Genomic DNA, 15079 nt, shown 5'->3' with positions numbered 1-15079 from the left:
AAGCTGATTCTCGTATCTTAGACGTTTAAGTGATTTTCGATGCGATATTGGCTATCCCAGTGAACTTCCTAATCTGAATGCGGCAGTTCGCTGGTCTCACCAACCAAACTGGCTTACTATGCCAGGTACCTAAAACGCTTTGTGAGTCACTCATGAGCCGAAAAAATAACAAAAATCTCAGCATTCTTCTTAAACTCAACACCTTTATTGCGCCTTATAAATGGCGGGTTGCAGCGGCCTTGGTTGCACTTGTCGCAACAGCAAGTTTAACGTTATCCGTTGGTTATGGAGTACGTATTCTTATCGACCAAGGGTTTGCACAGCAATCATTGCAAGAGCTTACCAATGCGATTCAGTTTATTGTTGGTGTCACACTGTGTATTGCCATTGGGACCTTCTTTCGCTTCTACCTTGTGTCTTCCGTAGGTGAGCGCGTCAGTGCGGATATTCGCCTTGCGGTGTTTAACCATGTGATTACGCTGCATCCGAGCTATTTTGAGACCAACAGTAGCGGCGATATTATGTCGCGCCTGACTACCGATACCACGTTGCTGCAAAGCATTATTGGTTCATCGTTCTCGATGGCGATGCGTAGCGCTTTGATGTGCTTTGGGGCCATCATAATGTTGTTTGCCACTAACGTTAAGCTCACGCTGATTGTGCTTGCTTCTGTGCCTATGGTTTTGGTACCAATTTTGTTTTATGGACGACGCGTGCGTGCTCTCTCTCGCCAAAGTCAGGACTCAATGGCCGATGTCGGAAGCTACGCTGGAGAAGCGATAGAACATATTAAAACCGTGCAAAGTTTTAGCTCAGAGCCGCATGAACGAGCGGCTTTCGCTGTCGAAGTGGAAAAAGCTTATGAAGTGGGCAGACAGAGAGTAAAACAGCGCGCGATCCTAATCTCTGGCGTTATTGTGATTGTGTTCAGCGCGATTGCAGGCATGCTTTGGGTTGGCGGCAGCGATGTGATTCACGGGAAAATGTCTGCGGGTGACCTAGCCGCATTTGTGTTTTACGCCATTATGGTTGCCTCATCGACTGCAACCATTTCTGAAGTGATGGGTGAACTGCAAAGAGCCGCAGGCGCTACCGAGCGACTGATTGAGATCCTTCAAGTAGAAAGCGATATTAAAGCACCAAGCAACCATTTGCCTGTTCGTTCAGACATGTCTGCTGAAGTTAGCTTTAAGTCGGTGAATTTCAACTACCCTTCTCGCCCAAATCAACCTGCTATCAACGGATTAAACCTAACCGCTGAACAAGGCAAAGTATTGGCGTTGGTTGGCCCTTCTGGTGCAGGTAAAACAACGCTATTCGAACTGCTGCAACGCTTTTATGACCCACAACAGGGGAAAGTGTTGTTTGGTGGCGAAGATATTCGACAGTTCGATCCAAACGAGCTTAGACGTCAAATGGCACTCGTACCACAACAACCAGCGCTGTTTAGCCATGATGTTTTCCATAATATTCGCTACGGTAATCCTGAAGCAACGGATGAACAAGTCGTCGAGGCTGCGAAAAAAGCCCATGCCCATGAGTTTATTGAGAAGCTTCCCGAAAGCTATCACAGCTTTTTAGGCGAGCGCGGCGTTAGGCTATCGGGCGGACAAAAACAGCGCATTGCGATTGCTCGCGCGATTCTAAAAGATCCAAAAATCTTACTGCTAGACGAAGCTACCAGCGCTCTTGATAGTGAAAGTGAACATCACGTTCAGCAAGCACTTGAAGCACTGATGAAAGGACGCACAACGCTGATCATTGCTCATCGTCTTTCAACTATCCAACATGCGGATAAAATTGCGGTGCTCGACAATGGCGAGTTAGTCGATGTTGGTAACCACCAATCATTAATGCAAAGCTGTGAGTTGTATCAGCGACTTGTGGCATTGCAATTTAAGCACTTAGAGTAATGCCTAGTTAAGCCCTCAAGAATAAGCAAAAACGGACCAAGTGATTTAATGCCAACAGCTTAACGATGTTTTTGTGTCATTCCAGCGAGCCTTGGCGAGACTAGGAATCTAATAGCAACGTGCTGAGTGGTTAAAGAGACAATTTTGACCATAAAAAGCTAGGATAGAAGATCCGATATCACGCATCTTCGTCGCTGTACAAGATGACGAAATACAAAAAGGTGCCACTAGTAGTTAAACGAGCGGCATTAAACCAAGTGGTTCTCCTTTTAATACAGGAACTCCGGTAAGAATCCAGTAACCAGCGTATTCTCCCTTCAACTAGAAACACTCATCCCCAAGTACCATATAAAACCTAATCAACTTCACTTGTAACAAGTTAGGTTTCAAAAATAGGAAATCATCACTGTAAAAGTTCACCGCATTTTATCTTGCTGCCTATGGTTACAATGTTTTTGAAATCAAAGCCTTTAAACCAAGTTACAAGTAAGCGGCACCGATATGAACAGCGAAGCGAAACAACTTTTTTATCATTTATGTCAGCAATACGATGCGCTCTCTCAAGATCTAGAGTCTCGCGCGTTTCCTGAGTTTTCCGAGACCATCACTCATCCGCTTGGACACTGCTTTGTCCGTTGCCCTGTTGGCAGTCAGCGCTTTTCCATTGTTGCAGTCAACTTTGCGCCCTCCGTTCGCGGGCAAGGTGTGCTTACTGCATTTATCGACTACATTAAAAGCCATCCATATCATTACCAAGGCGTTGAGGTCGCTATCATTGAAAACAAAAGCTTAGCAAAACGACTGTTGTCTCTTGGCTGGAAGTACAAGTCTCTGTTTGGCAAAGTTTTCTTCGCCAGCAAGCCTACCCTAGTGAAGGACTTTCAGTCAGCGTGATGGTTATTACGACACCGCATCGGTACCCAAAGTAAAAACCATCACTCAAAATCCGTAAGCATATTGAGAAAAGTTTGGCGGTCTTCCGTTGTACTACCTCGATGAGCAGTGTATTCGACGTGTTCATCCGCGCTGGCTTTTGGGGATAGATTGATGCCCCACAGCGCGTTAATTTGGTTTGGAACGATGGAGTAACGCACGTCAACAATTCGCATTTCGTTATTCGGGTCTTGCGCTACAAAACCATTTGAAAACCAACGGAAACGTTCGATGTCTTTCGCTTGCTGCGATTGCGGATCGAGCCATGGAAATTGAGTCTTCACATTGAGCTTTGGTGTGGATTCGCCTGGGTAGATTTTTATTGAACGCCCCACTCTTACCGCATCCACATAGTAGTTATCTTCCGTTTCATAAATCACTTTCCAGACCAAAAGATTCCCGAAGGTTGGTTTTGCTTTTAGCTGCAAAGCGCTGTGCTGTCTCTCTTGGACGATTTTCCACCCGGCCGCTTCTGCTCTATCTCGTTGAATAACCCCAAGAGTCAGATAAGCCAGAGACCATAGAAATGCGACACGCGCGTAGCTTCGATTTCGCTTCAGTGCGGCAAAGAAAAGCAGGATCAAAATCGGAAGTGAGAAAGCGGGATCGATAACAGAGATCGTATTCCAGGCATAGCGTGTGTTGCTTATCGGCCAAAAAAGCTGAGTCCCATAGCTGGTGCAAGCATCTAACAGCGCATGGGTGCTATAACCAAGGGCACAATAAAACCAACTCTGCCGGAAGCTTAGTCCTCGCTTTTTTGCTAACAACGGATACAACACTAAAGCACAGAGAAAGCTGCCAAAAGGGATAAACAACAATGAATGGGTAAAGTGTCGGTGATATTCCAAAAACAGCAATGGGTCAGTTGATGAACGGATAAGTACATCCAAATCCGGTGCCATCCCTGAAACCACGCCTAACACGCCAGCAGCCACAATGTGCCGCTTGTTACTTGCAGACTGTGGCAAAGCAGCGCCAAGTAAACCTTGCGTTAACGGGTCCATTATTTACGCCCGCAACGAAAATGTAGCCGAGATAGAAGGCATATACGCTTCAAAATAGGCTCAAATTTAAAAACCAGAACGTTCTCCGACATAAATTATCCGTATTTAAGTGGATTGGAAGACACACCTTAATGACGCATTAAAGTGTTCGAAAACAAACACTTTGATTTTAGTGTAAGAAGGAATCGCCCTATTCGCTAGTGAGAAGCGAACCTAAAGCGAGGCTTGTGGTGTACGTCAAAAGTACAAAACTGCGGATTTTACAGATGCAAAAATAAAACAAGGCGAACCGGATGGCTCGCCTTGTTTACTGAAGGATTAACGACAAAAACCTTAGTCTTGAGGGTTTTCTTTCGCGTTGATTTCAGCGTAAGTGTGCAGAAGTTCCGTCAATGTTTTTACCCAATCAAAAACATCCGAAGGTGTATTTTCGAGTAGCTTTTCCACTAGTGCACAGTGTGTTTCTAACGTGATCGCCTCTTCCAAATGGAATGAAATCGCATAGAAATGCCAAAGAACCAGTCGCGTCATTCGCTCGCTATTTTGCTTCGCATTGTCTGAGTCATCAAACGCTTGTTGAATTTCACTCAGTGCGATTGCTGTCATGCGTAACATGGCATCAAGACGTGCAGACAACATACGGTCTTCGCTATCCACTTCTTCTTGATCGAAAGTAAATAGCTCATTCATCACGTCTTCAGGCACCATTTTACTGATCATGCGAGCACTAAACTCTTCCAGTTCATGACGAGGCATGGTTACAAGACAATCGAAGGTGTAATCACGAAGCATAAAATCACTCTAGGTTGGAAATCAATTTCAGCCACGCATTCTAAATACTGAAATCTCAATTGCCAGCGTTTATTTCTATTGGGCTACCGAAAAACTACAGAACACCGTTGATCGCAATACCAACACCAATACGCTGCTGATTATGATCATAGTCAATCAAGCTCTTACCATACCCCGTCGAGTACTGTGCGTATCCCTGAAGTTTGCCCCAGATCGGAAATGACACCCCTAATTCGGCAAAGCCTTTATGCGTTTGGAAGTTCTGGCGGCCTAAGAAGGTAAACTCATAACCATTCCATTTGTACGCACTCGATAGCTCAAAGTGCCCCATGTAATCTTCGATATCCGGGTTATCATCACCTTTAGGATCATTCGGAGATGTTTTTTCATCCTCAGGTATACGCCACCACGGTTGAAGAGAAACCGCAAAATTGTCTTTCGCAAAGGTTAAGTTGGCGTAAACACGATTCCAACTGCGCGATAACTCTTGTCTCTGCCCATTCGACTCATGTTCAATACCAAAACCTAACCAAGTCGAACCATCAAGTGGCTTCCAGTCTGTCGGGGTATAATAAAAAAGCTCAGGACGATAATTGGTTTCACGAAATGGACGCGATGCTGCTCCTGTATATACCTGCCAAAATGACTTTAGCGTCATACCAAAGAACAAACCATCCCCATCAAACAACAAATCGTCGTAGTTCATTGGCACTTTAAAACTAATTTGGAACTCCGCTTCTTCCTTACGCAGCTCATCCCCGTACTTAGTGTCCGCATAAGCACGCTTATTTACGCGATCACTGTAAGTGAACGGCAAGATGTAGTTAACACGATGCGCTACCAAACTAAATGGTTCAAAGGCGTTTTCTCGTTCTGACTCCAAACGCTTGTCGACCAAGCTTTCCTGAAGCTCCTCAGGTTCTTCAATTTCTGGATCTGCGGGCACTGTACTTGTTACTGCATCAAGCTCACACTGCGCGCGAATGCTCTTTATGGTTTCCTCACCTTTGCTTTGCTTGATTTTGTCTAGCAAACATAAATCATAAGCACTGGCTGTTTCTCCCATCGCAACTGGCGCTGCCAATAAGCTCAGTATTGATATCCCTGCCACTTTTGAAGCCATCTGAAACCCTTAATATTCTTTATGTCAAACCAGATAATTTTAATTTTTCTTGGTAAACCGCTTGCCATTCTGGCGTTAAGGTAATGTTAAATGTTCACCGACTTTACGTCTTGGATAAATACGACAGACCTCAAACATATCGGCCCACTATGAGCAACGCGCCAAAAAAGTCCAAGAGTTGAGCATCATAAATAAAAACAAAAAAGACTCGTTTGCATGATGCTCATATTCCCTATGCAAAATACTGGCTCGCCACTTTGATTGCAAACCCGGCTATGAATAAACCCAAGCCGTAAGCCAAATGCGCCAATGTGCTAAGAAAACGGGCTTTCCAAGGTGTTGGGGTTTTACTGGCAGCAAAACCAAATCCTAGACAAGGTTGAATGACAAAAAATGGGAACACCAACGTGACCACACCAGTGGCTAAGCCGGGCACTAGACTAGGCTCTACCAACCAATGATGCCCAAAAGCAGCAATGTGAGCCAAAGCGAAAACAACACCAATGGCATAGTGCAAAAACCAACCGAGTGCTTTTTCTCCCGACATCGCGTCTGTTGCCATAATTGGCGCATGCATAAGCTTTCCTTTGGGCATATATAAAACCCAGCGCGCAACCAATGCATAGTTTAGTGAGGAAATACCAAACACTCTCCTTTGTAGCCAAGCCCATAAATCCATTATCAAAGTCGCACCAATCCCTATTAGCGCCGCTTGTAATCCTATTAAAAACAGCATTTTTCGCTCCTCAAGTTTTTGATTTGTTAAGGTCTTAGTTGCATGCTACAACTTAAAGCCAACTTGAAGTCAATGAGGAATAATATGGATATTGCAGAAGTGGTTAAAAAATCAGGATTGCCGACCTCAACGCTCAGATACTACGAACAGTTGGGGTTAATTCGCTCGATAGGAAGGAATGGATTGAGACGTCAATATACACCAGAGGTACTCAATAAACTCAACTTAATTAGTTTAGGGCGTATCGCTGGAATATCACTTAACGAAATGGCGGAAATGTTGAATCACTCAGAAGCATACATTGATCGTGACTTACTGGCGAAAAAGGCGCTTGAAATTGATGAGCAAATAAAACGTTTGAAAGCGGTTCGAGACAGCCTAAACCATGTTGCTTCCTGTCCTGATGAGTCACATATGGACTGTTCTTCATTTCAGAAGCTTATGAAGGTCGTAAAGCGTTATGTCCCTAAAAAACCGAGATAAAGCACTCTACTTATTCTTGATTTAAAAGGAAGTAACTCGCGGTTGTGAGTTACTCCCTTTCATATTACTTAGCTTGCGATTTTACGTACTTCTTCACTTTTTTCATCGCCATTTTTTGCTTTAACGGTGAAAGGTAATCAATGAACAAGTTACCAGATAGGTGATCAATTTCGTGCTGCATCACAATCGCCAAGAACTCATCGCTCTCGATTGTAATCGGGTTGCCATCACGGTCCAATGCAGACACAACAACTGATGTGTAACGCTCTACATCGGCGTAGTATTCGGGAACAGATAGGCACCCTTCTTGACCAAGTGCTTTGTTTTCTCCGCTCACCACTTCTGGGTTAACTAAGATTAAAGGATCATTACGTTCGTCAGAGATATCGATGACAACAACCGCTTCTTTTCTGCCCACTTGGGTTGAAGCTAAACCGATGCCATTGCCCGTTGCGTAAAGTGTTTCTAGCATATCGTCGATCAACGTTTGTACTGTCGATACATCAGTGACTTTTTCTGCTTTTACTTTAAGCCTTGGGTCTGGAATGGAGAGAATTTCGAGGACTGCCATACTTACCTTTCGTTATCTGTAAATCGTAATTTTCGGCGAATTATACACACGTTTGGGAAGACATAAACAGGTTGAGTTTTCGTGGAAAGACCGTTTCGTCTAAAACATTCGATTTTGCTAAAGACCAAAGAGGCACAAAGAAAGAAAAAACAATAACGCCAGCACGATATGGCTGGCGTCTTTTTTACGTATCTATCTTTAAGCGTTCGTTATATGTGAGCTACGCACTCTTTTGCGCTTTTAGCAAAACCTTAATCGCCATTTTTTCACCACTTTTCAAAATTAAGTAGGCGATACCAATCGTTATTAACATTACGACAGCAATAAAAATACTTATCTCACCGAGCTCAGTTAATAAATCAAACAGAGAAATATCTAACGACATCAAGATGATTGAGAACACTACCAAACTTGCTAAAGTCCAGAGTAAAACGGCACACCACCTTGTTTTTGATGGCATTATATCTCCAGTCTTGTAGCCGAAGTAATATCCAACACTCATAGCTGGGATTAACGTGCTCAGAAAACCTGTACCACTCATTTCTATCCCAATAATATATTCTATGGTCAACAACAATGCAGCCCAGCAAACGGACGCTAGACACAACAGAGACGTAACAAGAAGTACCGATGGAGGCTGGTTTACTTCTGATTCTGAATAGTTATTCTTTAATTCCACTTTCATTTCCTTACATTTATTTAAATAAAATACAGACTTTAGATCATGCTGCCGCTTTGACAACCTAGAGAAACAACACCGCCATAACTTGTTGTAGGCGTAGCTACCATGGCTAGATCAACAGGAAGAAACACCACGTCCGTTGCTAACGATAAAGGGATATCAATCAATGAAAGTGGGTATAACGCGGTGGAAGTAATATCAGTTCTTAAATAACAAGGTTGTCGCGAGACTGATAACGCTTTACCTGAAAACGGCTTTCCGTATCCACCACCAGTATGCGCATCTATAGACGAACAGCCCACAATTAAAGACGTTGACACCACAAGAAATACAACTTGTAGCTTTTTAAATATCTTTATTTTCATTTAGCCTAGATTCCAACTAACTATTATTTTTAGAGCTACGTCCACACTCTCAAATGGTATATCCAATAAATTTACCAACACGGACTCATTGCAACTATGTTAATATGCTAGATATATTTGAAACAATTTATTCCTAATAGCACTAGTGAGATCATGCGACGTGATTAGAATCTCACTTAAATTTTTATGAACCTATCACGCTTAAAGTTGGAGTCTCTGCCTGTCATCTAATAAAAAGCCGCCAGAACCGTTTGGCTCTGGCGGCTGCTGTTTTTATCAAAAACTCGATTACTGCTGTAGCTTCGCTTTGGCTTCTACTACTTTGGAGAAGTCTAGGCCCAGCTCTTCCACTGCTTCTTTAATCAGTACAGGGTTTTGCATTACCTGCGCCATTAACGCTTGAAGCTGATCTTGTGGCAGACCTAGTTGACTGATAGTTGCCATTGCAGCCAGAGGGTTTTGAGTTAACGCCTGAAATAGCTCGTTGATTTGCTCGTCGCTAATATTGTTTTCTTTCAACATCGCAAGAATCGGGTTCATCAAATTACCTTTAAATACTATGTAAAACAGACCCGCAGTTTACCATTGGGTTTTGTTAGTTTGCACGCAGACTTTAACCACCACACCACCATCTACCAAGTTATGGTCGAATATTGGTGAACGTTGCGGTAGTGACTCCATCACTTTGCGATGAAAGCGCTTTTATATCCGCGTTAAAGTAATATGGATTAAGTGGCATTTTACTCTCGGCTGGTCGCGCGTAGTAAAGCTTGGCGGGCTGTTTTGCCATTTGTTGCGCGTACAAATACCCGACCAACGCATGTTCAAACTGGTGGTAACCATTTCCCCAATGGAACGCTTTGGTTGATTTAGGATTAAGACCAACACCTCCGTATTGATGATCCACCCACACGTCCATAAAGGTGGGTAACGTGTATTGAAGCGTTTCTTTCATCGAACCATCGACAAGAGAAACCGTCATCGCCGCTTGATCGAGTTCTGCCCATTCCCAAGACGAGCTATAATGTTTGTGTGGTCTTGATTGCCAAGCAGGAATGCTCTCTTGCGTCCATTGACTCTGCCATTCTAGCGAGAAGAGCGCTTTGACTTGCTCAAAGTTTTGCTGGTATTGCGCCTGTTTAAGCGTGTGTTTCATTCCTTTGAAACCAAACTCTGTCCAATTGGATTTCTCCAACAACTGACCAGTGAGATACGTCATCCAATACGCTTTGATGGTGTGTCCAAAATCATTGTGTTTCGCATCTGGCATCATTACCGCTTTGTGGTGTATCGCGCCATAAAAGCGCTGCTCTTTGTCGGAGTGGTAGTTATCTAGCACCACTTGCGTCAACCACTCCAGATCTTGTTTCCACTTGGCTTGCGCTGTTTCTGGTAAAAGTGGCGCCGTTAACAACAGGTAGCCATTGATTTGGTCAAGTTGAGCGACTAACTCTTGCTGCTTCTCACTTTCTCCATCACCATCTTTCAAAACCCACGCCAGACCGCGATCATCGCTTCGTCGGTATTGTTTAAATATAAACGCTTGCTGGTCGATAAGTGCTTGTTCAACCTTTGGATCTTGCGTCAAGTAGTAGTACATCGCCAAGCCCACCAAGGCGTAAGCTTGGTCTTGAGAAGTTCGCTGTTGCCACTCCATCCCCGGTTTTCCACTACGCGTAAAGCTCACAAAGCCGCCGTTTTTCTCATCTTGTAGATGATCAATCAGGTAATAAGCCCCTTTCTTTGCCAGCTCTAATGCTTGTTTGTCACCCGTAAGATGAAAAAGCACGCCATAAGCGTAAGTTTGGCGCGATTTCATGCGTGTGTATTCGCGATCGAAGTGCGGGCTAATCCACCCTTTGTTTAATTCTTCACACGGCTTTTGTGGGTCGAGAATGACACCGTTATCACAACGAAATGTCGGAAAATTCCCCGCAGGTTGCCCATGCGCGCTTTCCATCATCCAATATGGGGCTAGGCCATTCGTCACATGGTTTAACCAATCATCCCCCGAAGGCAGCTCCACATCAGCAAAGCTGTTCATGCTCGTCGTTGCGAGCAATAAGGTAAGATATTTAAAAGACATAATGCTCAATTAAGTTATTGAATTTTATCCAGTATAAATAACTCCCTTTACGCATATTGTCGTCGTGGTCACAATCGCCTTACGCATTTATTTGCATTGTTCATCTTTCAGCATTGTTCGATGACTGAGCCGAGAATAAACGCCACTCTGTCTTCGACTGACATTTTGGGCACTTCGATCAATTGATAACTAAACTTGTGATAAGCGTTGACCATCTGTTTATGCGTGGCGACCGCTTCAGAAAAATCTTGCTTTCGCTCTTCATCGTTGCTGAATATCGACGACCACGGTGGAAAAATGAACACTTGAGACTGATAACGAAGCGTCTGGCAATGCGTGATGAGCTCATGCGAGATTGGTAATTGTTCCAACTTGCTGTAGCCATATACGTCCACAATACTGCGATCAAAAAACACCTCTGCTTGGCGGACATTGAAAGCTCGGTAATTGCTCACTTCTGCCTTCATCATTTCGTCTCGAAAGGCTTGTTTGTCATTCCAAGGTAATGCTGAACCGTGATTCGCAACCTGCCTTTGTATTACGTGACGACCTGTTTCTGGCGAGCAGATAAAACCTTGTGTTTTTAGTTGTTCGATTACCGAGGTTTTTCCTGCACCGGGACCACCAGTGAATACGATGAGTTTATTCAAAATTGTTTCCTTATTTTTTGTTTGAGTGAAGTAATGCGTGTACAGCCAAGAAAATTGGCATCATCTGGCGTTTGAAATTGACATGGCATTTGGCACGCCAGCGTTAAGAGAAATCAGCAGTGGAATGTTTTTGGGATAGAAATGAGCAGTGAAAAATATTGATGAAATGGAAGCTTAAACGGCGTGTTCAGCGTTTATGAAAAACGGAGGAATTTTGAGCGAACCAAGCTTACCCAAAAATTGGGTTGGAAAATGGAGAGATTGGATCAGCGGGTTAGAGCGTCAATTGGCTTTCTATATCAAGAAGATGGCACCTAAGCCTAAGAACGCAAAGAAACCGACGACATCAGTAACGGTCGTCAATACTACCGAGCCAGCCACGGCGGGGTCAATGTTAAACTTCTTCAACGTGAATGGTATCAGCGTACCCGATGCCGCAGCCGCCAGACTATTGAGAAAAATTGCGCAGCAGATAATAAGCGCCAATGGCCAAGAGTCAAACACCATGTAGACGACACCCGCGATGACTAATCCCATGATCAAGCCATTAATGGTGGCGATTTTTAATTCCTTATTCACCAATAGCTTCAAGTTACTTTGGTGCAAATGGTTGAGTGCGATACCCCTAATGGCCACCGCTAAGGTTTGGCTACCTGCGATGCCGCCCATACTCGCCACCACGGGCATTAAGATCGCAAGCGCAACGACTTGCTCGACCACATTATCAAAAATACCAATGATTGCAGAGGCAACAAAAGCGGTCAGCAAGTTAATCACCAACCAAAGTGCTCTTAGCCTTGTCGCCACAGTTAATGGTGTGAACAAATCTTCTTCGCTTCGTACGTTTTCTGCCACTACAGCTTGTAGGCTGAGCTCGCGCAAAGTAATCGCGATGGTCGCCATCGACAAAACGCCCATAATTTTGCCACCAGCCATGATAGGAAACCAATGAGCTCCACCATCAATCGAGACCTGTTTACTGACGCTTTGAATCGTTTGGATATCTTCCAGAATTGGCGTTACCACGGTCAAGTCTGTGAGTTTGGTATGGTTCTCATGCAGCAACAGGGTTTGAGGTTCTATCGTCCCAATAACGCCTCCGACATCGCGCACAATGATCAATCGCACCGGGCTTTGTCCACGTTTTAACAACTCGGTTTTGATGCCTCCTACGCTGTTTTTAGGATTTGCGACCAAAAAATACGGCTCGGCATATCGTCCTACTTTGTTGTCTTCATACGACAATGCTTGTTGAATGTGCGCGACAGACTCTTCACTTTGGTCGATAAGGTACTCATCCACAAATTCTGTCGGTAGAAAGTCTGCAAAGATGATCAGTTCCGAATCCGTGATGTACGCTAAGCGTTCATGTTGCAGCTCTTTGTTGAGTGATTGATGAATGTGCTTGGCGGTGTCGTATCGCAGCAAATTTAATACCGTCCAGTACTTCTCTGGCGGCACCGCTTCTATCACGCGTTTACGATAAGCAATGTTGACCGACTCCAAAATGTTCGCGATTTGCGCTTCCTGATAGTCTTTCAAAAAACTGAGGTCTTCGGTCGACTCTATCGCTTTAATGATCTCGGCAAGCAAATGAGGCACTTTGCGATTAATTTGTAATTGGCTGGAATCTATCATCATTGTCACCGATTTCCTTGGACATCACGTTAGTGTCAACACGATGTCTATTATCTAAAGGCATGAGATCCTGATGTTAAAATTCTAGGCAATGGCGCGCACAATTGCGGAATTTATATTTTGCTCGCAGAAACAGAACGTCTTTGCATAAGGGGATGGTATAAACTTTTAGTGTGCATTAGGCGCATTTGCCTCGTTTGATAATGGAGTAATCAATGGCACCAGTATTTTTTCTGACTCAGCAAGCCGCCTTACCAAGTCGCAAGGTGCTTCGTAAAGTGATTCAGTTTGCGACAGCGCTGGCTCAACCCATCGTGGTATTGGTGGAAGATCACCGCCGAAGTGAAGATCACGCGTTCGCGCATTTCCTTAGTTTCAACTCTGACCATATAGAAAAGAGACAAGCTGAGTTTGAAGCTTGGACATCAAAATTTAAAGACTTCGTTATCGAACTTTGTGAAGAAGAGGAAGTTGAAACGCCAACCCTCTCTTACGAGCATTTCAAAGGGGGTCATTGGATTGCTCAAGTCGCGAAACGGCTTGTCGACGACACAGATTTACTGCTCGTGGGGCATTTTAACAAGCACGACATTCAAACCTTACTCACCGAGCTAGCAAAAAACGATTGTGATTTATTGCTATTAAGTGAGCGTTCATGGCCTTCTCACGCCAACATGCTTTGCGCGATAGATCCGCTTCATCGCGGAGATGCAAAGTCGGTCGTAGATAAAGCCATCGTATCGCGAGGCTCAAAGCTAGAAAAAACCTTGAGCGGAAAAATGACGTTAGTTTACTGCCGCTACGTTGCGCCTTATCTGTCTCGCTATCGTGCAGAGATTTTGAGCAACCAAAAAGCAGGCATTACGGACTTTATTACTGCGCAAAAGTTAACTCAAGTACCACTACTGCTGCCAGAAGGAAACCCTGAAACGGCGTTACCAAAAGCAGTTAAGCAATCACAAGCGGCAATTCTGATTATGGGCGCGTGTAAGCGAAGCATGTCATCCCAATTTTGGTCTGGCAGCACTGTAGACACGTTACTTGATCAACCTCCTTGTGACCTACTGTTGGTCAATGTCACGAAGGATTGATCAGACTTCCCCATTCCGCCGCATCTTAAATAATATCACGCGCAGTTATTGGCTCTTCATGGTCTCTAACTGCGCGGCTTCATGTTCCGCGTTCAAGGCTTGTTTCTGCTGCTGTTTAACCTCATCCCAACTGCGTCCCGATTCAATCGCAGATACACGCTGCTCGTATTTGGCGCAGGCTCTTTCGAGTACTTTCTCAGGATCTATGCCCTTTTCTCTTTCCAACACTTTTAATACGTTAAGATAGTTCCACAACACATCGCCTAACTCGTCTTCCAAATGACAAAGGCGATCCTCACGAATCTCTTCACGGACTTCATCGACTTCCTTGCCAATGGCCTCCAGATAAGTCTCTACGCCTTTAAACCAAGTGTTGGTTTGGTCATATTGAGATTTTCTCGTCGCAATTGCGTACAACTCATCAAATTTCTTCATTATCTCTCCGTAGAACGAGTTTTTATTTACGCCTCTTTAGGACGAATAAACTTCCCTTTTGCCGTCACTCTAACTTCATTATTGACCAGCAATTGAGCCACCAATTGATATATACCGCGGCGTTCACCTTCACAGTGTGCAGTAATCGTGACGTACTCATCTAGCTCAATAGGTGCATGGTAGCGCACATCCAACTGCGCGGTAAGGGCTTGAATGTCTCTAAATAACAAACAGTGCGTCATTGCACCATCGAGCAGCGAGCTCGCAATGCCACCATGCAACAGGTCTGTGTAACCTTGATGACGAGGTAAAACGTGAAACTCTCCGACAACAGAACCATCGGCTAGGCACTGGTAGTTCACAGCCAAAGAGTTCGGATTCGCATCGATTGAAGAACAAACCGCACATTGATAATGAGATTCGTGAGTGGAATGAAAGTGGCTGTTTGCGGACATGTTAAGTACTCAGCTTGTAAAAAGAGTAATTAGCATATGCCAATTATTAAAAAGAAATGGCGAGTAATCTTTGTTTGCACGTTGTAGGGCCAACAACCTCATTGTCCATAACGTTAAAT

Annotated in this window: 17 protein-coding genes; 4 read left to right on the top strand and 13 right to left on the bottom strand. The window is 44.1% G+C overall.

Features of this window, described 5'->3' with window-relative positions; all coding sequences use genetic code 11:
- The first annotated feature begins 152 nt into the window (after positions 1-152).
- Together L3V32_RS20310 and L3V32_RS20305 are read left to right on the top strand one after the other, a co-directional pair.
- Positions 153-1913, top strand: coding sequence for an ABC transporter ATP-binding protein/permease (locus L3V32_RS20310; protein ID WP_237285052.1), 1761 nt, complete (start codon positions 153-155; stop codon positions 1911-1913).
- Between the two features lie 501 nt (positions 1914-2414).
- Entirely contained in the window at positions 2415-2807 is a 393-nt protein-coding gene (locus L3V32_RS20305) for a hypothetical protein (protein ID WP_237285051.1), read from the top strand.
- 41 nt (positions 2808-2848) lie between these two features.
- Here L3V32_RS20305 and L3V32_RS20300 read toward each other — a convergent pair whose 3' ends face one another.
- The 4 genes from L3V32_RS20300 to L3V32_RS20285 form a co-directional block, all read right to left on the bottom strand.
- Entirely contained in the window at positions 2849-3853 is a 1005-nt protein-coding gene (locus L3V32_RS20300) for a metal-dependent hydrolase (RefSeq protein ID WP_134645629.1), read from the bottom strand.
- Positions 3854-4186: 333 nt separating this feature from the next.
- Positions 4187-4645, bottom strand: a complete 459-nt coding sequence (locus L3V32_RS20295; RefSeq protein WP_005395188.1) for a hypothetical protein — start codon at positions 4643-4645, stop codon at positions 4187-4189.
- A 94-nt stretch (positions 4646-4739) separates the two neighbouring features.
- Complete coding sequence (locus L3V32_RS20290; protein WP_006742284.1) at positions 4740-5768, bottom strand: phospholipase A; 1029 nt, start codon at positions 5766-5768, stop codon at positions 4740-4742.
- Positions 5769-6000: 232 nt separating this feature from the next.
- The gene (locus L3V32_RS20285; protein WP_237285050.1) at positions 6001-6504 is read right to left on the bottom strand and encodes a DUF2938 domain-containing protein; all 504 of its coding nucleotides are present in this window, start codon (positions 6502-6504) and stop codon (positions 6001-6003) included.
- Between the two features lie 84 nt (positions 6505-6588).
- On the opposite strand from L3V32_RS20285, the gene L3V32_RS20280 reads away from it, so the two are divergent.
- On the top strand, positions 6589-6987 hold the full coding sequence (locus tag L3V32_RS20280) for a helix-turn-helix domain-containing protein (RefSeq protein ID WP_237285049.1): 399 nt from the start codon (positions 6589-6591) through the stop codon (positions 6985-6987).
- Positions 6988-7051: 64 nt separating this feature from the next.
- Here L3V32_RS20280 and def read toward each other — a convergent pair whose 3' ends face one another.
- The 7 genes from def to L3V32_RS20245 form a co-directional block, all read right to left on the bottom strand.
- A complete protein-coding gene (gene def / locus L3V32_RS20275; protein WP_005388756.1) occupies positions 7052-7558 on the bottom strand; it encodes a peptide deformylase in 507 nt (168 codons plus the stop codon).
- Between the two features lie 220 nt (positions 7559-7778).
- Positions 7779-8243: an ABZJ_00895 family protein gene (locus L3V32_RS20270; protein WP_237285048.1), complete on the bottom strand. Its 465-nt coding sequence runs from the start codon at positions 8241-8243 to the stop codon at positions 7779-7781.
- Positions 8244-8275: 32 nt separating this feature from the next.
- On the bottom strand, positions 8276-8605 hold the full coding sequence (locus L3V32_RS20265) for a YceK/YidQ family lipoprotein (protein WP_237285047.1): 330 nt from the start codon (positions 8603-8605) through the stop codon (positions 8276-8278).
- A gap of 288 nt (positions 8606-8893) precedes the next feature.
- On the bottom strand, positions 8894-9145 hold the full coding sequence (locus L3V32_RS20260) for a DUF2999 family protein (RefSeq protein WP_005395194.1): 252 nt from the start codon (positions 9143-9145) through the stop codon (positions 8894-8896).
- Between the two features lie 100 nt (positions 9146-9245).
- Positions 9246-10691 (bottom strand): hypothetical protein, encoded by a 1446-nt coding sequence (locus L3V32_RS20255; protein WP_006742289.1) that lies wholly within the window; start codon positions 10689-10691, stop codon positions 9246-9248.
- A gap of 107 nt (positions 10692-10798) precedes the next feature.
- Positions 10799-11341 carry an AAA family ATPase gene (locus L3V32_RS20250; protein WP_237285046.1) on the bottom strand — a complete coding sequence of 181 codons (543 nt, stop codon included), beginning with the start codon at positions 11339-11341 and terminating at the stop codon, positions 10799-10801.
- A gap of 294 nt (positions 11342-11635) precedes the next feature.
- Complete coding sequence (locus tag L3V32_RS20245) at positions 11636-12982, bottom strand: magnesium transporter (protein WP_069496682.1); 1347 nt, start codon at positions 12980-12982, stop codon at positions 11636-11638.
- A 212-nt stretch (positions 12983-13194) separates the two neighbouring features.
- Between L3V32_RS20245 and L3V32_RS20240 the strand changes: the two genes are divergently transcribed.
- On the top strand, positions 13195-14070 hold the full coding sequence (locus L3V32_RS20240; protein WP_237285045.1) for a universal stress protein: 876 nt from the start codon (positions 13195-13197) through the stop codon (positions 14068-14070).
- 45 nt (positions 14071-14115) lie between these two features.
- Here the strand turns inward: L3V32_RS20240 and L3V32_RS20235 are convergent, their stop codons facing one another.
- A complete protein-coding gene (locus L3V32_RS20235) occupies positions 14116-14505 on the bottom strand; it encodes a MazG nucleotide pyrophosphohydrolase domain-containing protein (RefSeq protein WP_237285044.1) in 390 nt (129 codons plus the stop codon).
- A gap of 26 nt (positions 14506-14531) precedes the next feature.
- Complete coding sequence (locus L3V32_RS20230; protein WP_237285043.1) at positions 14532-14960, bottom strand: PaaI family thioesterase; 429 nt, start codon at positions 14958-14960, stop codon at positions 14532-14534.
- Positions 14961-15079 lie beyond the last annotated feature (119 nt).

It is taken from the genome of Vibrio sp. J2-4, from assembly GCF_021728155.1.
In the GTDB taxonomy this organism is placed as follows: domain Bacteria; phylum Pseudomonadota; class Gammaproteobacteria; order Enterobacterales; family Vibrionaceae; genus Vibrio; species Vibrio diabolicus.
The sequence above is the reverse complement of the archived record's forward strand: the minus strand, read 5'-3'. Positions and strand labels throughout refer to the sequence as shown.